Annotated in this window: 19 protein-coding genes and 1 riboswitch; of the genes, 18 read left to right on the top strand and 1 reads right to left on the bottom strand. The window is 69.8% G+C overall.

All coding sequences use genetic code 11. From position 1 onward, the window contains the following. Positions 1-184: 184 nt before the first annotated feature. The 14 genes from SA87_RS03380 (at position 185) to groL (ending at position 14,907) form a co-directional block, all read left to right on the top strand. A complete protein-coding gene (locus tag SA87_RS03380; protein WP_066199195.1) occupies positions 185-475 on the top strand; it encodes a CopG family ribbon-helix-helix protein in 291 nt (96 codons plus the stop codon). A gap of 2 nt (positions 476-477) precedes the next feature. Further along, the gene (locus SA87_RS03385) at positions 478-828 is read left to right on the top strand and encodes a type II toxin-antitoxin system PemK/MazF family toxin (RefSeq protein ID WP_066199199.1); all 351 of its coding nucleotides are present in this window, start codon (positions 478-480) and stop codon (positions 826-828) included. Positions 829-967: 139 nt separating this feature from the next. Continuing rightward, complete coding sequence (locus tag SA87_RS03390) at positions 968-3,286, top strand: methyl-accepting chemotaxis protein (protein WP_066199202.1); 2,319 nt, start codon at positions 968-970, stop codon at positions 3,284-3,286. Positions 3,287-3,422: 136 nt separating this feature from the next. Then, positions 3,423-3,896, top strand: coding sequence for a tRNA (adenosine(37)-N6)-threonylcarbamoyltransferase complex ATPase subunit type 1 TsaE (gene tsaE, locus SA87_RS03395; RefSeq protein WP_322787488.1), 474 nt, complete (start codon positions 3,423-3,425; stop codon positions 3,894-3,896). Further along, positions 3,874-4,812 carry a tRNA (adenosine(37)-N6)-threonylcarbamoyltransferase complex dimerization subunit type 1 TsaB gene (gene tsaB, locus SA87_RS03400; RefSeq protein ID WP_082910458.1) on the top strand — a complete coding sequence of 313 codons (939 nt, stop codon included), beginning with the start codon at positions 3,874-3,876 and terminating at the stop codon, positions 4,810-4,812. The genes tsaE and tsaB overlap by 23 nt, the downstream gene beginning before the upstream one ends. After that, positions 4,809-5,309: a ribosomal protein S18-alanine N-acetyltransferase gene (rimI, locus tag SA87_RS03405; protein ID WP_066199206.1), complete on the top strand. Its 501-nt coding sequence runs from the start codon at positions 4,809-4,811 to the stop codon at positions 5,307-5,309. The genes tsaB and rimI overlap by 4 nt, the downstream gene beginning before the upstream one ends. Next, positions 5,272-6,399 (top strand): tRNA (adenosine(37)-N6)-threonylcarbamoyltransferase complex transferase subunit TsaD, encoded by a 1,128-nt coding sequence (gene tsaD / locus SA87_RS03410; protein WP_066199209.1) that lies wholly within the window; start codon positions 5,272-5,274, stop codon positions 6,397-6,399. Before rimI ends, tsaD begins: the two co-directional genes overlap by 38 nt. Before the next feature lie 111 nt (positions 6,400-6,510). Continuing rightward, complete coding sequence (locus SA87_RS03415; protein WP_156516483.1) at positions 6,511-8,802, top strand: hypothetical protein; 2,292 nt, start codon at positions 6,511-6,513, stop codon at positions 8,800-8,802. Positions 8,803-8,886: 84 nt separating this feature from the next. Further along, a complete protein-coding gene (locus SA87_RS03420) occupies positions 8,887-9,612 on the top strand; it encodes a 5-formyltetrahydrofolate cyclo-ligase (protein ID WP_066199215.1) in 726 nt (241 codons plus the stop codon). 267 nt (positions 9,613-9,879) lie between these two features. Beyond that, on the top strand, positions 9,880-11,679 hold the full coding sequence (locus tag SA87_RS03425) for a bifunctional metallophosphatase/5'-nucleotidase (protein ID WP_066199217.1): 1,800 nt from the start codon (positions 9,880-9,882) through the stop codon (positions 11,677-11,679). A gap of 207 nt (positions 11,680-11,886) precedes the next feature. Beyond that, the gene (locus tag SA87_RS03430; RefSeq protein ID WP_066199220.1) at positions 11,887-12,369 is read left to right on the top strand and encodes a MogA/MoaB family molybdenum cofactor biosynthesis protein; all 483 of its coding nucleotides are present in this window, start codon (positions 11,887-11,889) and stop codon (positions 12,367-12,369) included. A gap of 6 nt (positions 12,370-12,375) precedes the next feature. After that, a complete protein-coding gene (gene tatA, locus SA87_RS03435) occupies positions 12,376-12,567 on the top strand; it encodes a twin-arginine translocase TatA/TatE family subunit (protein WP_066199225.1) in 192 nt (63 codons plus the stop codon). Positions 12,568-12,783: 216 nt separating this feature from the next. Beyond that, the gene (gene groES / locus SA87_RS03440) at positions 12,784-13,065 is read left to right on the top strand and encodes a co-chaperone GroES (protein ID WP_066199228.1); all 282 of its coding nucleotides are present in this window, start codon (positions 12,784-12,786) and stop codon (positions 13,063-13,065) included. 222 nt (positions 13,066-13,287) lie between these two features. Beyond that, positions 13,288-14,907 (top strand): chaperonin GroEL, encoded by a 1,620-nt coding sequence (gene groL / locus SA87_RS03445; protein ID WP_272999956.1) that lies wholly within the window; start codon positions 13,288-13,290, stop codon positions 14,905-14,907. 179 nt (positions 14,908-15,086) lie between these two features. Here groL and ytaF read toward each other — a convergent pair whose 3' ends face one another. Beyond that, a complete protein-coding gene (gene ytaF / locus SA87_RS03450) occupies positions 15,087-15,833 on the bottom strand; it encodes a sporulation membrane protein YtaF (RefSeq protein WP_322787498.1) in 747 nt (248 codons plus the stop codon). A gap of 249 nt (positions 15,834-16,082) precedes the next feature. On the opposite strand from ytaF, the gene SA87_RS03455 reads away from it, so the two are divergent. From SA87_RS03455 to SA87_RS03470, 4 genes are all read left to right on the top strand, one after another. Continuing rightward, entirely contained in the window at positions 16,083-17,069 is a 987-nt protein-coding gene (locus tag SA87_RS03455; protein ID WP_082718213.1) for an AAA family ATPase, read from the top strand. Between the two features lie 186 nt (positions 17,070-17,255). Further along, a complete protein-coding gene (locus SA87_RS03460) occupies positions 17,256-18,203 on the top strand; it encodes a DUF58 domain-containing protein (RefSeq protein ID WP_066199231.1) in 948 nt (315 codons plus the stop codon). Between the two features lie 85 nt (positions 18,204-18,288). Continuing rightward, positions 18,289-20,760, top strand: coding sequence for a transglutaminase-like domain-containing protein (locus SA87_RS03465; protein WP_066199233.1), 2,472 nt, complete (start codon positions 18,289-18,291; stop codon positions 20,758-20,760). 10 nt (positions 20,761-20,770) lie between these two features. Then, a riboswitch (purine riboswitch) is annotated at positions 20,771-20,871 on the top strand. Positions 20,872-21,096: 225 nt separating this feature from the next. After that, complete coding sequence (locus SA87_RS03470) at positions 21,097-22,407, top strand: NCS2 family permease (protein WP_211264144.1); 1,311 nt, start codon at positions 21,097-21,099, stop codon at positions 22,405-22,407. The last annotated feature ends 240 nt before the right edge of the window (positions 22,408-22,647 follow it).

The following is a 22,647-nucleotide window of genomic DNA, read 5'->3' on the forward strand; positions in this document are numbered from 1 at the left end:
CGCCGCTTACGTCGGAGCGTCGGGCCGGCGCCGCGGCCGGTGCGGTCGGAGCGCCGCCGGCGGCGGCCCGACGTCCGCCCGGAGCCGCCGCGACCCCGTTTGCGGCGGGATCCGGCGTCTGGTACAATGCTACACAGCGGAAATCGACGCTCTTTCCGGCGCGGGGCCGGGGCGACGGGCGGAGGTGGATCGGTTGGGCAAGGAAGGCGCGGTCAAGCGGATCGTCGTGAGCGTTCCGCAGGACCTTTTGGCCGAGGTGGACGGCCTCGCCGAGCGGGAGCGGTCCAGCCGGAGCGCCTTCATCCGAGAGGCGATGCGGCACTACGTCTGGGAGAAGCGAAAGGAGCACTTAAGAGCCCGGATGGAAGCCGGCTATCAGGAGATGGCCCGGATCAACCTGGTCATGGCGGTGGAAGCGCAGCCAGCGGAAGAGGAAGCCGATCTCACCATTTTGCGCATGGTGAGCGGGGTGTAGGGATGATCGTCCGGCGCGGCGACGTCTTTTTTGCCAATCTTTCCCCCGTGGTCGGCTCCGAGCAGGGGGGCATGCGACCGGTCCTGGTCATTCAGAACGACATCGGCAACCGCTTTAGCCCGACGGTCATCGTCGCCGCCATCACCTCGCAGATCCAGAAGGCGAAGCTGCCGACGCACGTCGAGATCTCGGGCAAGGCCCACGGCCTCGATCGGGATTCGGTCATCCTCCTGGAGCAGATCCGCACGATCGACAAGCAGCGGCTCACGGACAAGATCACCCACCTCGACGACGAGGTGATGAGCCGCGTCAACGAAGCGCTCATGATCAGCCTCGGCTTGGTCGATTTCTGACCGACCGACGCCGGCGCCGGCCCGTCCGCTTCGGGGGTTCCCGAAGCGGTTTTTTGGTGGCGAGATCGTTCGAACGTCCTATAAAACGCCGGCCGAAAGAGGTCGATAAACCCTTACAGAGAGAAATGGAGGGACTGCGATGGGCGATCCGCAGCGCTTCGGCCGGCGCGTCGCCGCCGCCGTGCGGCTGGCCGTTCGAACGTTCGCCGCCTGGCTCGGGCGCCTCGGGCCGGTCCTCGGCCGGGGCCTTCAGGCGGGGAGGTCTTCTGCTCGGCGCATGCTTCGGTCGATGCAGGGCGCCGGGGCATCGGTCGGGCGGCGGGCGCCGGAGGACCGATCCGGCGGTGCCGGCGTCTCGCCGGGGGACCCGAGGGGGCCGGCGCGGCCGGCGCCGGGCGCCGTGCCGTTTTTCCGCTCGCTCCGGTTTCAGATCTTGGCCCGGTTTTTCATCGTCATCGTCTTCATCGCCATCGGGCTTCAGGCGGTGGTGACGCCGACCATCGCCGTCACGATGGAAGAGCGCATCATGGACCAGATGCGCTCCAAGGCGCAAAACACGCTGGCGCGCCTTTCGGCGTTTCACGATATGTTGCTCGATGAGATCAAGGCCGTCGCCCAGTCGTTCGGGAAAACCGAAAGCGAAAACGAGGCGATGCTCGCCTTCCTCAACATCAAATCCGCCTCGAAGCAGCTCCGGGAGCTCGCCCTGATCGATCTGGACGGCCGGGTCGTCGCCCGCCTCGGGTTTTCCGCCGACGGAGAGAAGGTCGGCGACGGCGTGAGCTTCAAAAACGAACCCTTTTTCGAAGGCGGCCAGAACAAAGACGGTTACGTCGGGCCCCTTGAGCCGAACAAGGCGATCCCGACGATCTTTGAGATCAACTACGCCGCGCCGGCGCTCGATCTGTTCGATCGGGTGCGGTATGTGCTCGCGGCCAAGGTGAACATCCAGCTCCTCTGGCCGACGCTCCGGGGGCAGTCGATCCAGGGGCAGACGGTCTTCCTCCTCACCCGCGACGGCCTCGTCGCCGCCGCCGACGACGATCGGCTCCTTCAGGCGCAAATGTTCGACGCCGAAGGGACGGCGCTCCCCCGGGAGAAGTGGAACCTCGACTTGATTCGCAAAGACGGCGCCGTTGCCCATTACTTTGACCATAAGGCGGAGGCCGAGGCGGGGAAAGTCTTTGCGCTGAAGACGAAAAACGCCTTCGGCGAACCGGTGCTCGCGGCGTACGCCGCGGACCCGGTGCGGGGCTATGCCGTCTTCGTCGAAATGCCGCAGGCGCTCGCCTTAGGGCCGGTCCGGGACGTGTCGCGGCTCATGCTCATCGTCCTTCTCGCCGGCGTCGTCTTCCTCGTCCTCGGAGCGCTTCTGACGGCCCGATCGGTGACGCGGCCGGTGGCGCGCCTCCTTGAGGCGACGGAAGCGGTCGGCCAGGGGGATCTCACGGTGAAGATCGCCCTGCCCCGGCAGGACGAGCTCGGGCGCCTCGCGGCGGCATTCGACCGGATGGTCGGGGACCTCCGGTCGCTCGTTCGGGCGGTGCAGGCAAACGCCGCCGCTTCGGAACAGGCGGCGGAGCGCTTTCGGTCGGCGTTCGACGACGTCGCCGCCGCCACGGAACAGGTGGCGCAGACGATCGAGGAGATCGCCCGGGGCGCCGAGGAGCACGCCCAGATCGCCCAGAAGACGGACGAAAGCGTCCACGCCCTCGATCGCCACGGGTCGCTCGTCGCGGAACGGGTCGAGGCGATCCACCGGCGGGCGGAGCAGGCGATGGCGGCTCTCGCCCAAAGCGCCGCCGCCCTCGACGGGCTCGTTGCCGGCGTCGAGCGGGCGTCGGCGACGTCGGCGGAGCACGCCGAGGCGGTCCGGACGCTTGCCGACAAGATGCGCTCGATCGTGAAGATCGCCGCGGCGGTCGGCGAGATCGCCTCCCGGACGAACCTCCTTGCCCTGAACGCGGCGATCGAGGCGGCCCGGGCCGGGGAGCACGGCCGCGGCTTTGCCGTCGTCGCCGCCGAGGTGCGGAAGCTCGCCGAATCGAGCGCCGAGTCGGCGCGGGAGATCGAAGCGATCGTCCGGGACGTTCTCCGGACGATGGAGGCGGTCGAACAGGCGATCACCGCCGGGGCGGCGGCGATCGCCCGGGAGGGCGAAGGCGCCCGGGCGGCCCGCGAGACGTTCTCCGGACTCGAAGCGCTCATGCAGGAGGTCGAGCAGGCGGTCGGCGAGATCGTCCGGGCGGTCGAAGAAGAAAAAGCCCTCATCCGCGCGCTCGCCGAAGAAGCGCAGACGGCGGCCGCCCTCGCCGAGGAGACGTCCGCCGGCGCCGAAGAGGTGGCCGCCTCCTCCGAGGAGACGAGCGCGACGATCGGCGACCTGAAAAAGACGCTGGCGGATCTGGTCGACGCGACCCGGTCGCTTCGGGAGCGGGTCGAACGCTTTCGGGTGTAAGAAAGCCAATCGGGATCGACGGGGCGGTCTTGCCGGACGGCGGGCCGCTCTTTTTTCTTCCGGCCACGCCGCCGGCCGGCCGTTTTCTCCGGCCCTGAAGTTGCGGTATGATGGGCGGGAAAGGAGGGCATCTGCGTTGGGCGGTGAGGCGGTGACGCGCACGATTCCGACGCCGGAGGCGATGCGGGCGTTCGGCCGAAAGCTGGCCGCGGCCCTCCGACCGGGGGACGTTTTGCTCGTGTACGGCGACCTCGGCGCCGGGAAGACGACGTTCGTCCAGGGTCTCGCCGCCGGGCTCGGGGTGACGGAGCCCGTCCGAAGCCCGACGTTCACCCTCATCCAGTCGTACCGGGGGGTTTTGCCGCTGCACCACATGGACCTGTACCGCCTTCCGCCCGGGGAAGATCTCGGGTTTGACGAATATCTGTCCGGCGACGGGGTGGTCGTCGTCGAGTGGCCGGAGGCCGGGGAAGCGTTCTGGCCGCCGGAGGCGCTTCGCCTCCGCATCGAAGGGGCCGGCGACGGGCCTCGCCGGGTGCACCTTCAAGCGCCGGCCGACCGGCTTCCGGCGATCCGGGAGGCGATCGATGATGCTGACGCTGGCCTTTGATACGTCGGCGCTCCCCCTGTCGGTCGCCCTCGTCGACGGGGAGCACATCCTGGCGGAGTGGACGGCGGCGGCACGCCTGAACCACGCCGAGGCGCTCTACCCGGCGCTTCAGGCGCTCTTTGACCGGGCCGGCGTCGCCAAGCGGTCCGTCCAATCGATCGTCGTCGCCCGGGGGCCCGGGTCGTACACCGGGGTCCGGATCGGCGTGACGGCGGCGAAAGCGCTCGCCTACGCCCTCGGCGTGCCGCTCACCGGCGTCTCGAGCCTCGCCGCCCTTGCGCTGGCCGTCCCGCCGGGGGTGTCGGGGCGGATCGTGTCGCTCATCGACGCCCGCCGGGGACGGGCGTATGCGGCGGTCTATCGCTGGGACGGGGATCGCCTCGTCCGGGAGCGCGCGGAGGGCGTCATCGAGGTGGCGGCGCTCGTCGCCGAGCTCGCCGACGGAGGCCTCCGGGCGGTAGGAGACGCGCCCTTCGGGGCAGGCGCCGGCGGGGCCGGCGAAAACGGGGGCGGCGAAGCGGCCGGCGCCTCCGCCCGCGAAGCGGCCGGCGCAGCCGCCGGCGTCTCCGCCCGCGAAGCGGCCGGCGCAGCCGCCGGCGAGGGGGACGGGGCTTTCGCCGGCGCGGCGTCCGCCCGGCGGGGGGCGTTCACGCCGGAGGCGCCGATCTACTGGGTCGCGTATCCGGAGGTGCCGGAAGGGGCGGCGGTGCGGGCGGCCTTCGGCGCCCGGGCCGTCCTGGTGCCGCCGGCCTGGGCGGCGCCGCGGGCGGCGCGGCTCGCCTGGGCCGCCCGGTACGGGCTGGGGGAGGCGGTGCCGCCCGGGGACGTGGCGGCGCTTTCGGCCTATCAGCCGGTCTATCTTCTCGCGAGCGCGCCGGAGCGGGCCCGCGCCGGCGAGGGGGGCGGGGGGCGATGACGGCGGAGCCGATCCTCCGGCCGATGACGGAGGACGACGTCCCGGCGGTGGCGGCTCTGGATCGGGCGGTGTTTACCCTGCCGTGGAGCGAGGCGTCGTTTCGCCACGAACTCCGGCACAATCCGCTGGCCCGGTATTTCGTCCTCGAGCAGGCGGGGCGGATTCTCGGCTACGCCGGGATGTGGCTCGTCTTCGACGAGGCCCACGTGACGAACATCGCCGTGGCGCCGGACGTCCGGGGACGGGGCTACGGCACCCGGCTCATGCAGCACCTCATCGACGTGGCGCGGGACCATTCGGTGCGGCGGATGACGCTCGAGGTGCGGGTCACGAACACGATCGCCCAGCGGCTGTACGCCAAGTTCGGGTTTCGGCCGGCCGGAGTCCGGAAAGGGTATTATGAGGACAACGGGGAGGACGCCCTCATCCTGTGGGCGGACCTCGAAGGGGGGACGGACGGTGCCGCGGCGGATTCTCGCCCTCGAGACGAGCTGTGACGAGACGGCGGCGGCGGTGGTGGAAAACGGCGAGCGGGTGCTTGCGAACGTCGTCGCGTCGCAAATCGACCGACACCGGGTGTTCGGCGGCGTCGTCCCGGAGATCGCCGCCCGGATGCACGTCGAGGCGGTGATCGCCGTCGTCGACGAGGCGCTCCGCCGCGCCGGCGTGCCGCTTTCGGGGATCGACGCCGTCGCCGTCACCCACGGCCCGGGCCTCGTCGGCTCTCTCCTCGTCGGGGTGCAGGTGGCGAAGGGGCTCGCTTTCGCCCGAGACGTGCCGCTCATCGCCGTGCACCACCTCGCCGGGCACATCTACGCCAACCGGTTCGTCCGACCGCTTCGCTTTCCCCTCGTTGCCCTCGTCGTCTCCGGCGGCCACACGGAAATCGTCTATATGCCGGAGGACGGCGCGTTCGTCCCTCTCGGCGGAACGCTTGACGACGCCGTCGGTGAGGCGTACGACAAGGTCGGCCGGCTCCTCGGCCTTCCGTACCCGGCCGGGCCGCACCTCGACCGCCTGGCGCAGGAGGGGACGCCCCGCTTTTTGCTCCCGAGCCCGCGGCCGCGGGAAGGGGACCGGTATGCCCTGAGCTTTAGCGGCCTGAAGACGCACCTCCGGCGCTTGCTCGAGGAGGCGGAGGCCCGCGGGGAGACCCCGCCGGCGGCGGATGTGGCGGCGAGCTTTCAGCAGGCGGTCGTCGCCGCGCTCCGGGAGGTGGCGGCGGAAGCGCTCCGGGAGACGGGAGCGCGCCAGCTCGCGCTCGCGGGCGGGGTGGCGGCGAATCGGGACCTCCGGGGGGCGCTCCGGGCGCTGGCGGAGGAGGCCGGCGTCGAGTTCGTCGTGCCGCCGCCGGAATTGTGCACGGACAACGCGGCGATGATCGGCGCCTACGCCGACGTGCTGTACGTCCACGGGGTGTTTGCCGACTGGTCCCTCGGGGCGGCGGCCGATCTTCCCCTCGCGGCGGCTTCGCTTCCGGGCCGGGAGGCGCCGCCCGGGCCGACGAGGAAGGCGGCCGCGGTCATCCCAAGGTTTTCCACAGAGCCTGTGGATGTTGGGGATAACCCGGGGATAACCCGGGGATAGCCGGTGGAAAACCGGCGGCGCTTTGGGGACGGCGCTTTTCGGCAGCCGGAAAACCGAGAAAACCGGGGAGCGGCGGGAACGGAGCGCTCCGTTCCGCAAAGGAGCGATCCGGTGCTGCGCGACGGAAGAGAAGACGGGTGCCGCCGGGGGAGGATCCCCCGCCTGGCGGCAAGCGTCGTCGCCATCGGGGTGGCGGTCGCGGCGGCGTGCGGCGCCACGGGCGCGGTGACGGCGGCGTCCGGCGCGGGCGGCGGCGCGGCGGCGTCCGGTCGAGCGGAAGCGAACGTCCAAGGGGAAGGGGCGGCCGGCGCCTCCGCCCGAATCGCCGTCGTCGACGTCGGCGGCCTTACCTTCGCCGCGCTCGAGCGGCTCGCGGCCGACGCGGCGTTCCGGGCGCTCATCGCCGAGGGGGACTGGGCGATTCTGACGACCCGCACGCCGTCGAGCCGAAGCCGGGTCAACGTCCTCCGGACGATCGCCTGCGGGCGCCGGGCGGACGTCCGCTTCCCGGCCGAGGCGCCGTGCGGCGCGGCCGGGAGGCGGACGTTTCCGGCGCTCCTTCAGGCGTCCGGGCGAACGGTCGCGGCGGTCGCCGTCGAGGCGCCGTCCCTCGGCCTTGAGGCGGAGGACGCCGGCCGGGCGGTGGAAGCGGGGCTCGGCCTTCGCCCATCTCGCCTGCAGGGGGGCAAAAGCGCTGAAGCGGTGGCGGCGGCGGTGCGGGATGCGGCCGCCGGCGCCGACTGGGCGTGGGTGGCGTTCGATCTGGCCGGCGGCGCGCCGGACCGACGGGCGGCGGACGTTCTTCGGGCGGTCGTGGAGGCGCTCCGGGAGGAGGCCGACGTCTTTTTGCTCGCCCATCCGACGCCCCGGGCAAGCGGCCGGGGCATCCCCTTCGGTCTTTTCGAAAGGCGCCGTCCGGCTCACGACGCGCCGCCGGAAGCCTATGCGCCACTTAAGCGGCGGTTTCTGCCGGGGCGTGGCCCATCGCCGGAAGCGCGGCCGTTTTCGGCGAACGACGGATCCCCGAGGCTCATCCCGTCGGGAACGCTCCTCACGGCGGCGACGACCCGATGGCCCGGGATCGTCGCGGCCGTCGACCTTGGGCCCACGTGGGCCGAGCGGCTCGGCCTACGCGGCGAGCCGGCGGAAGGAGCGCCGATTCGGCCGGCGGACGCCGCCGACGGGCCGAAAGCGCCGGGCGGCGCGGCGCTCCCCGGCGCGGCGGGCGCCGCCCGGGCGATCGAGGTTTCCCTCCGACACCTTGCCGCCGTCCGGCAGGCCGTGATGCCCGTCTACGTCAACGCGGCCGTCGGCCTCACCGCGCTCGCCGGAGCGTTTGTCGTCCTCCGGGGGCGCCGGGCGAACCGGCATCCGGCTCGGGGCGCCGGCCTCGGGCACCGCTTCGTCGCCCTGGCCGCCGGCGTAAGCCTCGGCGTGCCGCTCGCCGATGCGGCGTTCGGCCCCCTTCTCGGCCTCGGCCGGCCGCCGGCGGGCGGACCGCCGCCGGCGGTCGTCGGTCTTCTCTACGGCGGCGGCGCGCTGGTCCTGGCCTGCCTCTGGCTTCGCCTCGGTTTCCGCCGGACGCTCGCCGGCGTGGCGGCGGCGTTCCTCGGGCTTTTTGCCCTCGACCAGCTCGGCGGGTACGCCCAGAGCCGCTACAGCCTCTTCGGCTACGATCCTTTGCTCGGCGCCCGGTTCTACGGTCTCGGCAACGAGCGGATGGGCCTCGTGGTCGCGGGAGCGGCCTACCTCCTCGCCCGGATGCGGCCCGCCCTCCCCGTTCGGGCGGCCGCCTATGCCGCTCTCCTCCTCTTTTTGGGAGCGCCCTGGGCCGGGGCCAACTTCGGCGGGTCCGTGGCGTGGCTGGCCGCCCTGCCGGTTCTTTTTCCGGAAAGCGTTCGGCCGGCGGCTCCGCCTCGGCGCCTCCGGCAGGCGGTTTTCGTCGGGGCCGGGGCGGTTCTTCTGGGCGTCGCCGGTCTTTTCGCCTGGCATGCCGTCGCCGAGGCGCCGAGCCACCTTTCGCGCCTCGCCGAGGCGGTGGCGGCGGAGGGGGTGGCGCCGCTTCAGGAGACGATCGTCCGGAAAGGAGCGATGAACGTCCGCCTCATGCGGACGTCGCTGTGGGGCCGCCTGTTCTTCGTCGCCTTCATCGTCGCCGCCGCGTTGGTGCTCTTCTGGGCCAGGCGGGCGGCGGGCGTCGAGGCGGCCGAGCGCCGGGGCGCCGCTTCCGCCCTCTGGGTGAGCGCGGTGAACGCCGTCGTGAACGACTCCGGCGTCGTCGCGGCGGCGCTCGGGCTTTTGTTTGCCGTCTATCCGATCGCCGGCGCCGCGGGGGAAGACCCTGAACCGGAGGAGGCGTCGTCCCCGGCCGGCGCCGCCCGGGCGCCGGGTCGGTCGCCGTAACGGTCGGAAAGGGGCGATCGCCCAGGTCAGGGCGGCCTGAACGTTCTTGAGGCGCCTCGACAAGATCGGGGAAGGAGGTTCGACATGGCCGGTTCAGACGGCGCGCTCGATCGGGAAAAGGCGGCCCTCCGGCGGGCCTTTCGGGGACAAAAGGTCCCGCCGGAGGTCGCGGCCGACCTTTCCCGGCGGATCGTCGCGCATCTTTTGGCCCACCCGGCGTACCGGGCGGCCGCCGTCGTCGCCGCCTACGCGCCGCTTCCCGGTGAAGTGGACGTGCGTCCCCTCTGGACGGCGGTCTGGGAGGCCGGGAAGACGCTCGCCCTGCCGCGGGTCGAAGGAAGGGGCCGGCCGCTTCGCTTTTACCGCGTCGAGCCCACCGCCGTCCTGAGCCCGGGCGCCTTCGGCATTTTGGAGCCGCCGCCCGAGGAGGCGGTGGACGGGGCGGCGATCGACCTCGTCCTCGTGCCGGGGCTCGCCTTTGATCGCCGCGGCGTGCGGCTCGGGTACGGCGGCGGGTTTTACGACCGGACGCTGCCCGGACTCCGGCGGGCGCTCCGGGTGGCGCCGGCGTTTCCCTGGCAGATCGTCGATCGGCTCCCGGCGGTCGCCCACGACGTTCGGGTCGATGTTCTCTTTTTGCCGGACGGCCCGGTGCCGATCGCGGGGAGCGAAGGCGCGGAAAAACCGGCAAGGCAGGAAGAGCTTGCCCAAAACGGAGGGAAAGCCGTTGCGGAAGAAAAGGCGGAAGTTCCGGCGGAAGTTCCGGCGGATGGCTTCAAGAAGTCGTCCGGCGAAGCGAACGGCGCATGACGCGGCGGGCCCGAACCTCGCTCAGGCGTAAGGTTGGGGCGGGCAACCGGCGCGCCCGGTCGTTTCGTCGGACGCCGCATTCGGACGCAGGGGTACAATACCGGGTATAGCATTATGAATAGTGTATAGAATTCACCCTATCCATACTTGACATACCGTATCACGTTCGGTATGATGAGCGATGAAGGCGCTTACCGTCTCACTTATCGAAAAAGTATATTAAGGGCAAATCGCAGATCCAAAACGCGAACCCTGGGAGGGATGGCCATGGAAGAGCGGCGCCGGGTCGCCGAACCGCCGGTCGGGGCCCAAGGGTGCGGTCACGATCACGCCGGCGGGTGCGCCCATGCGCCCGGAGAGGCGCGGACGCTCACCCGCCGGGAGGTGCTCAAGGTCATCGGTTCCGTCGGCGTCGGCCTCGGGCTGTACCCGATCGTCACGGGGCTCGCCGCCGGGGAGCGGGCGTACGCCAAGGACTGGTCGGTGCCGCCGCGGAAGGTGGTCCAGCTCACCTTTCTCCACACGACGGACATCCACGGCCAGGTGCTGACGCACCCGGAGATGTTTCGGGTGAACGGGAAGAACGTCTTCAAACCGGCCGGCGGCATGGCGCGGCTTAAGACGCTGTTTAAACTCATCCGGGCGGAAAACCCGGGAAACGTTTTTATCGTCGACACCGGCGATTGCTATCAGGGCTCGGCCATCGCCGCCTTGAGCCGCGGCCGGGCGATGATCGACATCATGAATCGCATGGGCTACGACCTCGCGCTTCCGGGAAACTGGGAGGTCGTCTACGGCCCGGCGCGGCTGGTGGAGCTGGCCGTCGGCTACCACTTCCCCGTCATCTGCTCGAACATGGTCTGGGATCAGGAAGGGCTCGATCCCGGCTATCCGCTTTACCCGAACTATTTTATCGCCGAGATGGGGGGCGTCCGCATCGGCTTCATCGGCTACAACGACCCGCTGACGAAAATCCGCCAGGCGCCGGCGTATCATAAAGGCATTCAGTTCAGCTTTCCCGAGGAGACGGCGCCCCGGCTCGTCGATCTCCTCCGGACGCGTTACAAATGCGACATCGTCATCATGCTCGCCCACCTCGGCCTGGCGCAGCAGGTGACGTTTGCCCAGAAACCCGAGGCGAGCGGCATCGACTTCATCTTCGGCGGCGACACGCACCAGCGGACGTACGATCCGATCACCCTCGGCGTGCCGGTGACCGAGGCGGGCGCCTTCGGCTCGTTCGTCGGCCGGCTGGACGTCCTCGTCGAAGACCGAAAGATCAAAGATTACCGCTACGAGCTCATCCCCGTCCTCGCCGAGCGCTACCCCGAAGACGAAGAGGTCAAAAAGGTCGTCCTGGAAGTCCGGAAGCCCTACCGGCCGATCATCGAGCGGAAGATCGGCGAGACGAAATCGTACCTCTACCGCTACAACGTGCTGGAAAACCCGATCGACAACCTCATCACCGACGCCATCCGCGAAGCCACCGGCGCCGACATCGGCATCTCCAACGGCTTTCGCTTCGCGCCGCCGGTCGCGCCGGGGCCGATCACGGTGGAAGACCTCTGGAGCTGGCTCCCGGTCAACGCTCCGATCAAGACCGGCATCGCCACCGGCGAGATGATCTGGCAGTGGATGGAGCGGGAGCTCAACAACGTCTTTACGAACGACATCCCGAAGCGGGTCGGCGGCTGGGTCGTCCGCTTCTCCGGCATGAAGGTGAAAATGTTCATCGACCGGCCGATGGGGAAGCGGGTTCAGTCGATCGAGATCGGCGGAAAGCCCCTCGAGCGGGACAAAACATACTTCGTCGCCGCCTGCGATCGGGAAGGAGACCCGCCGGAGATGCTCTGTCGCCTGAAGCCGGTCAAAGAGCCGAAGGTGCTCGACGTCGACCTGCACACGGTGGTGGAACGGTTTTTGCAAAAGCACAGCCCGATCGACGACGGCATCGAAGGGCGCGTCGTCGCCCTCGACGCGAAAGACGTGTTCGCTTTTGCGGAGGGGTTTGGTCCTGAGGAGGTGTACAACGAGCCGGTCCCCGGGACGACGTACAGTTTCCGCTGATCAAAAAACGCCGGAACCGCCGGATCGCCCCCGTTTCGCGGGGCGAAGGAAACGCCGGACGCCGTCCGTTTCGCCGATCCAAAGCGATGCCGTTCGCCGCTCGGGACGCCGAGCCAAAGCAACACCGAATGCCGGCGGCGGTAAGCGGTTTCGCCTTGAGTTCCCCCGCCGGTTGCGTTATGATGGGAACACAAGGGGGCATCGGGCTTGGATTGGCGATTCGGCATCTTGTGGATCAGCGACCGCGGCGCCCGCGGGGAGCGGGAAGACCAAAGCCGCGGCATCATCACCGACCTCTTGGAAAAGCGGATCGGCGGCCGGGTGGTCACGTACAAGGTCGTCCCGGACGAGATCGAGACGATCAAGGAGACGATGATCGACATGATCGAGCGGGACGGGGTGGACCTCATCGTCACGACCGGCGGCACCGGCCTCGGTCCCCGGGACGTGACGCCGGAGGCGACGCTTCAGATCGTCGACCGGGTCATCCCGGGCTTCGCCGAAGAGATGCGCCGCCGGGCGTCGCAAGTGTCGCCGAACGAGCTTTTTTCCCGGGCCGTCATCGGCACCCGGAAGCGGACGCTCATCGTCAACCTTCCCGGCGCGCCCCGTTCCGCCGAGATCTGCCTGAGCGCGATTCTGGAATTCATTCCGCCGGCGCTGGAGCTTCTCGCCGGCAAAAGGGGCTGATCCGCCGTGTTTCAAAACATCGGCATCCCCGGGCTCATCCTCATTCTGATCCTCGCGCTCATCATCTTCGGCCCGAGCAAGCTGCCGGAGATCGGCCGCGCCTTCGGCACGACGCTCAAAGAATTTAAAAAGGCGGCCCAGGAACTCACCGACGACGACCAGAAAAAATCTCCGCCGTCGTCCGGCGCCGGCGCCTGATGCCGGCGCTTTTTTTATGCCGGCCGGGGGCATCGGTTGGGCCGGCGACATCCAGGAATATGCAAAAACGACAAAACCGCTCCCCTTGCCTTTTGCCGGGCGGATGATTATGATGAGAAGTGGTGTTAGCACTCGGATCCATTGAGTGCTAACAAGGCGGCGGAGAGCGCCGCGGGCGCGACGAACGAAGATCGAGTGGCAAAGGAGGGATCGCCGATGCTCCGTCCGTTGGGCGACCGCGTCATCGTCGAACCCGCCGAGCGGGAGGAGAAGACCGCGAGCGGCATCGTCCTGCCGGATACGGCCAAGGAAAAGCCGCAGGAGGGCAAGGTCATCGCCGTCGGCACCGGCCGGCTGGAAGACGGCAAGCGGGTGCCGCTGGAGGTCAAGGAAGGGGACCGCGTCATCTTCTCGAAGTACGCCGGCACGGAAGTGAAGTATCAGGACAAGGAATACCTCATCCTTCGGGAGTCCGACATTCTCGCCGTCATCGACTGAGCCCGTCGGCGTTCGCCGTCGGATCCGCCGCGGGTCAGCGGAGAAAAGGTCGACGGCGTCGACCGGCGCGCCGTCCGGCGGCCGGCAGGAGTTGGCCCGGGCCGAAGAAGGCCGGTGATGGGCCGGGTCTCGGACGGCGGGGCACATACGGGGCCGGCGCCTTGGGGCGCGGCCGAAGCGGTCTGTCCATAGACGACACCGAAGGAGAAGGAGGGATCGATCGTGGCCGCCAAAGAAGTCCGGTTTGCGGAAGACGCCCGTCGGGCGATGCTTCGGGGCGTCGACGCGCTCGCGAACGCGGTGAAGGTGACGCTCGGGCCGAAGGGCCGGAACGTCGTCCTGGAGAAGAAATACGGCTCGCCGCTCATCACGAACGACGGCGTGACGATCGCGAAGGAGATCGAGCTGAAGGACCCGTTTGAAAACATGGGCGCCCAGATCGTCAAGGAGGCGGCGACGAAGACGAACGACGTCGCCGGCGACGGGACGACGACGGCGACGGTGCTCGCCCAGGCGATCATCCACGAGGGGATCAAAAACGTCACCGCCGGCGCGAATCCGATGATCATCCGCCGGGGGATCGAACGGGCCGTCGAGGCGGCGGTGGCGGAGATCAAGCGGATCTCCAAGCCGGTCGAAGGGAAGGACGCCATCGCTCAGGTGGCGGCCATCTCGGCGAACGACGAAGAGATCGGCAAGCTCATCGCCGAGGCGATGGAGAAGGTCGGCCAGGACGGCGTCATCACCGTCGAGGAGTCGAAAGGCTTCCAGACGGAGCTCGACGTCGTCGAAGGGATGCAGTTTGACCGCGGCTACATCTCCCCGTACATGGTGACGAACACGGAGCGGATGGAGGCGGAGCTCGAAGATCCGTACATCCTCATCACCGACAAGAAGATCTCGAGCATCCAGGACATCCTGCCGCTCCTCGAAAAGATCGTCCAGCACGGGCGGCCGCTTCTCGTCATCGCCGAAGACGTTGAGGGCGAAGCGCTGGCGACCCTCGTCGTCAACAAACTTCGCGGGACGTTTACGGCGGTGGCCGTCAAGGCGCCGGGCTTCGGCGACCGTCGGAAGGCGATGCTGGAGGACATCGCCATCCTCACCGGCGGCCAGGTCATCACCGAGGACCTCGGACTGGAGCTCAAGTCGACCCGCATCGACCAGCTCGGCCGGGCCAAGCGGGTCATCGTCACGAAGGAGACGACGACGATCGTCGAGGGCGCCGGCGACAAGAAGAACATCGAGGCCCGCATCAAGGCGATCAAGCAGCAGATCGAAGAGACGACGTCGGAGTTCGACAAGGAAAAGCTCCAGGAGCGGCTGGCGAAGCTTGCCGGCGGCGTCGCGGTGATCAAGGTCGGCGCGGCGACCGAGACGGAGATGAAGGAGAAGAAACTCCGCATCGAAGACGCCTTGAACGCCACCCGGGCGGCGGTCGAAGAGGGCATCGTCCCCGGCGGCGGCACGGCGTTCGTCCGGGCGATCGCCGCGGTGGAGAAGCTCGAGGCGGCAGGGGACGAGAAGACCGGGGTGAACATCGTCCTCAAGGCCCTCGAGGCGCCGGTGCGGCTCATCGCCGAAAACGCCGGCTTCGAAGGCTCGGTCATCGTCGAGCGGCTGAAGAAGGAGACCGGGAACGTCGGCTTCAACGCCGCGACCGGTGAGTGGGTCGACATGATCCAGGCGGGCATCGTCGACCCGGCGAAGGTCACCCGCTCGGCGCTCCAGAACGCGGCGTCGGTGGCGATGATGTTCCTGACGACGGAGGCGGCCGTCGCCGAGATTCCGGAAAAAGAAAAAGCCGCGAACCCCGGCATGGGCGGCATGGACGACTTCTGATCCGTCGCCTCGGCGGAGGGGTCCGGCGGAAAAAGCGGGAGCCTTTCGGCTCCCGCTTTTTTGCGTGCGCTCGTTTTGGCGTTCGGCATGGGCCGGTTTTCGTGTTCCACGCCAGGGCGCGAAGGGCGCTTCCCGTTCAGGTTCGGATCGGCGCAGGGGTCGGGCCGATCGAAAAGCGGTCAGTCGTAAAGGGCGAAAAGGGCGATGAGGATGAGCATGACCCCGCTTAAGAGCGTGCCGAATTGTCCGACGGTAAACGGGCCGAGCCGGAGGCGGCTTACGCGTTCCCCGACGGCGACGCCGCCGGCGACGCTTACAAAGCTGCCGATGGCGGTGATGAAGGAAAGCCAGAAGGGCGAGAGGCCGAACAGCCCGGCGCCGACGCCGTTTGTGAGGGCGTTGGCCGAGAGGGCCGCCCCGAGGACGATCGATTCGCCGAGGCCGATCGTCTGGGAGCGGTCGACGTCGACCTGTTCCGGATGCTTCAGGATGCGGGTGAGACACCCGCTCGGTCGGGGGGCCGTCGCTTCGGCGTCTCGATCGGCCGCCCCGGCGCCTCCCCGCTGGCGGGCGCGGCGCTGTTTCGGCCAGTCGCGGGGGACGGCGAGCAGGATGATCCGGAGGCCGATGACGACGAGGAGAAACGAGCCGAGAAAGACCGGAAGCATCCCCGGGAGCACGTCGGCGATCCACCGGCCGAAGAGGATGCCGGCGAGGCTGAAGAGAAAGGCGATGGCGGCGATGAGCGCATTCGAGGGGACGGGGATGCGGATGCGCCGGAGGCCGTAGGTGATGCCGACGCCGAAGTTGTCGACGCTCGAGGAGATGGCGAAACCGACGAGGAGGAGCCATTTCATGGCGGTCGCCCGGTTCGGATCGTCCCTTCCGCGTTCTTCGGGCGGGAAGCCGTCGAACCAGCCGTTCACCTCCTTTGGGCAATGTGGCCGGAGGATTTCGGCACCGGTCGTTCCGGCCGCGAAAAGCCGGGCGAGGCCGGGTCGCATGGGGGACCCGATCACGGACGGGCGGCGGCCGTCCCGGCCTCTCACGGACCGGGCGGCGGCCGGGCCGGTGGCTTCGGCGGCGCTGGGCGTGACGCTCACACGATATGCCGCGGGGCAGCGACGGTGCCTGTCCCTTTTTTTCCGCACGCCAGACCGGTACAATGAAAGAAAATGCGGCCTGAGGCGGCGAAAGCGGTGCAGGAGGCGGATCCCGTGCGGCAGGATCGGCAGGCGGTCGACGGGCGACATCCGGAGCTCGGCGCGGTGATCGACGCCGTCTCGGAGGTCGTCATCGGCAAGGCGGATCGGGTGGAACTGGTCCTCGTGGCGCTCCTCGCCGGCGGCCACGTGCTTTTGGAAGACGTGCCGGGGGTCGGGAAGACGCTTCTCGTGCGGGCGGTCGCCTCGGCCCTCGGCCTTCCCTTTCGGCGGCTGCAGTTTACCCCGGACGTGCTCCCGGGCGATGTGCTCGGAACGACGGTGCCGGAAGAGGGCCGTTTTCGCTTTCATCCGGGGCCGATCTTCACCCACGTCCTCATGGCGGACGAGATCAACCGGGCGACGCCGAAGGCGCAAGCGGCCCTGCTGGAGGCGATGGAGGAGCGACGGGTCACGGTCGACGGCGAGACGTATGCGCTGCCGCAGCCGTTTTTCGTCCTGGCGACGCAAAACCCGATCGAGTACGAGGGGACGTATCCGCTGCCGGAAGCGCAGCTGGACCGCTTTTTGTTTCGCCTCTTCCTCGGCTACCCGCATCCGGAAGAAGAGGAACGGCTTCTTTTGCAGTATGGGAGTCGGGCCGAGGTGCCGCTTCCGGAGCCGCATCTCGACCGGGAGCGGTTGCTTCAGCTGATGGCCGCACGGGAAGAGGTGCGGGTGGACGAGGCGGTTCGGCGGCTTCTCTTGGAGCTCGTCGCCCGGACGCGCCGGGATCCGCGCCTTCGCCTCGGCGCCAGCCCTCGGGCGTCGATCGCGTACTTCCGCGCCGTCCAGGCCCGGGCCTTCGTCCGGGGGCGGACGTACGCCGTGCCGGAAGATGTCTTTGCGCTGGCGGTGCCGCTTCTCGCCCACCGGGTGGTCGTCGAACCGGAGGCGGCGTACGACGGCGTGCGGCCGGAAGCGATCATCCGGGAGCTCGCCGGGCTCCCGTCCCGATAAGGCGCCCGGCCGGAGCGGAGGCCGGGAGGCGGTTCCGCCGGCCGCGGTCGGGCGCCGGTGGGCGGGGCGGTGTCGTCGGGCGGATTCGGACGCCGGTCGCCCGGGCCCTTTTGTCGTACGGGTTCGGATTCGGGTCGGCGGGCGGCGGGGCCGGCCGGATTCGGAGCGGCGGGGAGGGATGAGCGGGTGGGGAGCTGGCTTCGACTGATCGGCCTGGCGGCCGTTTTGTTCAGTTACCGGCAGTTTCAGGGCGGCTGGGTGAGCAATTTTTTGCTGGTCACGCTGGCGGCGGCGGCGGGGGTTTCGCTCTGGTCGGCGGCGGCCCTCGGGGCCGGCGTCCGCGTTCGCCGGACGCTGCCGCCGGGACCGCATGAAGCCGGGACGCCCCTTTTCGTGACGCTGGAGGTGGAGGGGCGGCTCCCTCTCGGGCTTTCCTGGCTGGCGGTCGCCGAACGCCTCGACGGCGCGGTCGTCCGCCGGGACGTGCGGCTCTTTTTGGGCCGGCGATGGCGGGTGACGGTCCCGCTCGGGGAACTTCCCCGCGGCCGGCACCGGCTGGGGCCGATCGACCTCGAGGCGGGCGATCTGTTCGGTTTCGTTCACCGCCGGTGGCGCCTTCCGGAGGAGGTGGAGATCCAAGTCCGTCCGAAGCCGCTTCCGGCGACGGCCGTCCTCAAGGAAAGGCGCCGCCTGCGCTGGGCGGACGGGACGGGCGAGCCGTCGGAGCTCCGGCCGTACCGGCCGGGGGACCGGGTGAGTCGGATCCGCTGGAAGGCGTCGGCCCGGGCGGGGGAACTCCTCGTCGCCGACCGATCGCCGGCGGCGGCGGGCCGCGTGGTCGTCGTCCTCGACGTGTTTCGTCCGGCGGAGCCGGAGGCCTTTGAGCGGGATGTGGCGCTGGCGGCGACGTGGCTGAAAGCGCTGGTCTCTGACGGCGTCCCGGTGGGGCTCTGGACGTGGACGGACGAAGGGCCGCGCTTCATCCCGCCGACCCGGCATCGGGCTCTGGTGGAGCGGATGTGGGAGCTCCTCGTCGACGTCCGGCCGATCGACCGTCCTCCGCCCGGGGAAGGGCCGCGGCTTTCGGCGGCGACGGCGATCATCCCCGTCGGCCGCCGAGCGACGGGGATCTAAAGGGCGATCGGGAAACGGCGCCTCGGTCAACGGGCTCCACAAAGCGGCGGAGCGGGGAAGGGACGTCGGGAAAGGAGGGGGCGGAATGGGCCGGCGGGCGGTCCGGCTGTACGAAGGGATCGGCTTTGCGCTGTCGGCGGCGCTTTTCGGCCTGATCGTCGCGGCGCTTCCGGCGGTGAGCGACACGGCGCCGGAGGCGCTCGGGCACTTTTACGGGACGGTCGTCCTCGCGCATGCGTTCGCCTGGCTCAAGCCCCGGCGCGCCCCGGCCGGTCGGCTGGTTTGGCCGGCGGTCGGCCTCGTCCTTCTCGCCCTCTGGTCGCAGACGCCGTGGGGGCCGGTCGCGTTCCGACCGGCGCACTGGCAGGGGCTCGCTCAGGAGATCGTCGCGCCGTCGCTGGCGGACGTGGGCGCGTGGCTCGGGGTCGACGTTCCCCGGTGGGCCGCCGAGCGGGGCCTGCCGTCGCGGGAAGCCCGGACCCTCGCTTTTGACGTGGCGGTCGGCCTGGCCGTCTTCGGGCTCGTCCTGCCGGCGGTGCGCCGGCGCCGGCCGCTTCGGGTCATCGGTCCGGCGATCGGGGCGCTGGCGGCGATGGATACGTTTTGGCCCTACGACGGCCGGGAAGCGATCGTGCCGGCGGCCTTTTTGGCCCTTCTTTTGCTCGGATGGGGCGCCTTCGGCCGGGCGACGGACGCCGGCGGGGGATGGGAGCGCCCCCGGACGCTGGGGGGGTTGGGCCTCGCGTGGGCGTTCGGCCTTTCGGCCTTTGCCGCCGGGGCGGTGGCCGCCGGGACGCTTGCGCCGGAGACGGCGCCGGCCTGGCCGGATCCGGTGCCGTTTTTGTCGTCGCTCAAAAAGTCGCCGGGCGGGGCGGCGGCGACGCTCGACGGGTATCGCGGCGGCCTCTCCGCCCTCGGCGGGCCGTTTCGCCCGAGCGACCGGCCGATCTTTGCGGTCCGTTCCGCCGACGGCGCTCCCGTGCCCCGGGTGCGGTGGCGGCTTGTGAGCTTGGAACGGTATACCGGTCAGCTCTGGCTTCCGGCGGAGGGAAAAGGAGAGGCCAAGCGGTCGATCCTTCCGGGCCCGGCGCCGTCGGCGGGGGCGGATGGGGAAGCGCGCCTCTGGCGGTATGACCTCGCGCCGGCGATGGCGATCCACCGAGCGCCGGGGCGGACGGTCGGTCCGGCCGGCGCGGCGGTCGGACCGGAGTCCGGCGCCGGCGAGGGGCTCCGGCGGGTGGAAGTGCGGCTTGAGACGCCGGCGACGGCGGCGGTTTACCCGGACGGGGCGGTCGCCCTTGCCCTTCCCCGGGAAGCGGCGGCCGGAGTGCCGGCGCCGGCGACGTTTGATCTGGAGAGCGGAGCGCTCACCCTGCCGCCGACGGACCGGTACGTCGTGGAATTCGTTCCGTATCGGCGGCCGCCGACGGAGGTCCTGCTTCAGGCGTACCGGCTCCGGGCTCAGGCGCTCGGCTTCGCTCCGTCCGAATGGCCCGCGGTGGCGGCGGCGGAGCTCGGTGAGGAGATGGTCCGGGTCACCACCGCCCTCCCGACGACGCTCCCGGATCGGGTGCGGTCGCTTGCCGCAAGGCTCGCCCGGGGGGCCGGGACGCCGGTCGAGATCGCCGAGCGGGTGGAAAGGTATCTTCGGGAAGAGGGCGGATACCGCTATGCGTTCGACGCGCCGGTCCTCGAGCCGGGCGACGATTTCGTCGATCAATTTTTGTTCGCGCTCAAGACCGGCTACTGCGACCATTTCTCGACGTCGATGGTCGTCCTGCTCCGGGCGGCCGGGGTGCCGGCCCGGTGGGTGAAGGGGTTCGGGCCCGGCGAGGTGAGCGCCGACGGCCGGACGATCGTCGTTCGGGCCCGGGATGCCCACGCCTGGGTCGAGGCGTATCTTCCCGGGAGCGGATGGGTGCCGTTCGACCCGACGCCGCCGGAGGGAGGGGGCGTGCCGGAGGGGGTGGAGGCAGACGCGGCGTTCGCTCCGGCGACGCCGTCCGGCGAGGAGCCGCTTCTTCCCCACGATCGGGGCCGGGCGCCGTCCCCGGAGGTGTCCTCCGCTCGGGAAGAAAAGCCGTCGTCGCCGGCCGAATCCGGGGATTCGGCGCCGGCGCCGTCCGGCGAGGACCTCGCCCGAAGCGTTCCGGCGGCCGCCCTTGCCGGCGCCGCGGCGGGCGTCTTTCTTCTCGCTCTGGCGCTTCGGGCGGGCCTCGGACTCCGGCACCCGCTTCCGGTTCGACTCCGGCGCCGGGCCGAGCGGGCGCTCCGGCGGCTTTCCCGGCGGTGGATCGCCCCCGGGACGCCGGAGGCGGCGCGGATCGGGGCCGGCGACTTTCGGCCGCTTCTCGGGCGGGTGCCGTCGGAAGCGGCGGCAGCCGCCCTCGCCCGGGCGATCGCCGCCTACGAGCGCCTCGCCTTCGGCGGCCCGGCGCCGGAGGAGGCCCGGGCGGCCTGGGCGGCGTTCCGGACGGCTTGGAAGGCGGTCCGCCGGGCGACACGCCGCCAGGCAAAAAGTGTCCCTTTCCTTGAGACGCTGCGAGGCGTAAAATAAAACCGTTTTTAAAATCGAGTTCCCATCCGTGCGTATAAGCCTGAGAATACGGCTCAGGCGTCTCTACCGGCAGCCGCAAACTGCCTGGCTACGCACGGCGGACGGATGATGGACGCCGATGGGTCGCCTTGGGGCGGCTTCGCCGGTGCACGGCCGCCTCCGCCGGCGGCTGTTTTTTTGCGTTTTATGCCGTTTTATGCGTCGGATGCGGCCGCACCGCCGGCGGTCGAACGGGGCGGAGCGGCTCGCTTCGGCCGCGTGCGGGATGTCGGGCGCGGGGCGCCGGACGACGCGGATGGTCGAACGGACGGAGAGGGGAAGACGATGCTAAAGCGTGTGGAGCGGTTTTTCCGCGTTCGGGAGCGCGGCTCGACCGTGCGCCGGGAGGCGGTCGCCGGCGTGACGACGTTTCTCGCCATGGCGTATGCCCTGTTCGTCGTCCCGGCGGTTTTGTCCGAGACCGGGATGGACAAGGAGGCGGTGTTCGTCGCGACGGCGCTCGCGGCGTTCGTCGGGACGATGGTGATGGCGCTCTACGCCAACATGCCCATCGCCCAGGCGCCGGGTATGGGACTCATTGCCTTTTTTGCCTACACCGTCGTCCTCGGCATGGGCATCCCGTGGCAGACGGCGCTGGCGGGGGTGTTCGCTTCGGGACTTCTCTTTTTCCTCCTCACGGTGACGAAGGTCCGGGAGACGATCATCCAGGCGATCCCCCACGAACTGAAGATGGCCGTCGGCGCCGGCATCGGGCTTTTCATCGCCTTGATCGGCCTCAAAAACGCCGGCCTGGTCGTCATCGACCCGGAGGCGGGGCTGCCGAAGCTCGGGACGATTCACGAGCCGCGGACGCTGCTAGCGGTCTTCGGGCTTCTGGTGACGGCGGCGCTGCTCGTCCGGCGGGTCGGCGGGGCGGTCTTCTACGGCATGGTCGCGACGGCGGCCGTCGGCATGCTCGCCGGGCTCATCCCGGTGCCGAAGGGGCTCGGCGACATCGTGAAGCCCGTGCCGAGCATCGCGCCGACGCTGGCGAAGCTCGACTGGCCGGCGCTTTTGCACCCGACGCCGGCGTTCGTCTTCATCGTCCTCACGATCTTCTTCGTCGACTTTTTTGACGCCACCGGGACGATCGTCGCCATCGCCCAGCAGGCGGGGCTGATGAAAAACGGCAAGATCGAAGGCGGCGGCCGGGCGCTCATCTCCGACGCGGTCGCCACGATGGCCGGCGCCTGGCTCGGGACGTCGACGACGACGTCGTACATCGAGTCGTCGGCGGGGGTGGCCGCCGGCGGCCGCACGGGGCTCGCGTCGGTCGTGACGGCGGGGCTCTTTCTCCTCAGCCTCTTTTTTGCGCCGCTTCTTCAGATCGTGACGGCGGAGGTGACGGCGCCGGCCCTCATCGTCGTCGGCGTCCTCATGGCCGGGAACTTGCGGCACATCGACTGGTCGGACCTCGCCGTCGCGGTGCCGGCGTTCCTCACCGTCGCCCTCATGCCGTTTACGTTCAGCATCGCCATCGGCATCGCCGCCGGGTTTCTCGCCTACCCGATCCTCAAGATCGTTCAGGGGCGGGGGCGGGAGGTGCACCCGGTGCTGTACGGGCTTGCGGGCGTCTTCGTCGCCTACTTCATCTGGTTGGCACGGTAAAATTTGCAACTAAAGAACCCGTTGACACGCGGTGTTCGTTGTGGTACATTGGTAAGCGTCGCTCGACGCACGGTCGTTCGCTCGAAGGCGATCGCGAGCGCGGGCGAGCCCCACGTTCCTTGAAAACTAAACAGCACCCGCCCTGTGAGGAAGGCCTTTCCGGGACCGGCGGGCGGCCGAGGGGGCCGGGATGGAGCCGGCGGTGTTGGTCGTCTGTTGGGACCGGGGGGGATGGGAAGA

It is taken from the genome of Hydrogenibacillus schlegelii (genome assembly GCF_001653195.1).
Classification (GTDB): domain Bacteria; phylum Bacillota; class Bacilli; order Thermicanales; family DSM-22653; genus Hydrogenibacillus; species Hydrogenibacillus schlegelii.

Excerpts from the sequence above, each read along its gene's own strand:
- SA87_RS03465 (WP_066199233.1), top strand. The coding sequence starts at position 18,289 with ATGGGCCGGCGGGCGGTCCGGCTGTACGAAGGGATCGGCTTTGCGCTG.
- groES (WP_066199228.1), top strand. The coding sequence starts at position 12,784 with ATGCTCCGTCCGTTGGGCGACCGCGTCATCGTCGAACCCGCCGAGCGG.
- SA87_RS03420 (WP_066199215.1), top strand. The coding sequence starts at position 8,887 with ATGGCCGGTTCAGACGGCGCGCTCGATCGGGAAAAGGCGGCCCTCCGG.
- SA87_RS03425 (WP_066199217.1), top strand. The coding sequence starts at position 9,880 with ATGGAAGAGCGGCGCCGGGTCGCCGAACCGCCGGTCGGGGCCCAAGGG.
- tsaB (WP_082910458.1), top strand. The coding sequence starts at position 3,874 with ATGATGCTGACGCTGGCCTTTGATACGTCGGCGCTCCCCCTGTCGGTC.
- SA87_RS03385 (WP_066199199.1), top strand. The coding sequence starts at position 478 with ATGATCGTCCGGCGCGGCGACGTCTTTTTTGCCAATCTTTCCCCCGTG.
- SA87_RS03390 (WP_066199202.1), top strand. The coding sequence starts at position 968 with ATGGGCGATCCGCAGCGCTTCGGCCGGCGCGTCGCCGCCGCCGTGCGG.
- rimI (WP_066199206.1), top strand. The coding sequence starts at position 4,809 with ATGACGGCGGAGCCGATCCTCCGGCCGATGACGGAGGACGACGTCCCG.
- SA87_RS03455 (WP_082718213.1), top strand. The coding sequence starts at position 16,083 with ATGCGGCCTGAGGCGGCGAAAGCGGTGCAGGAGGCGGATCCCGTGCGG.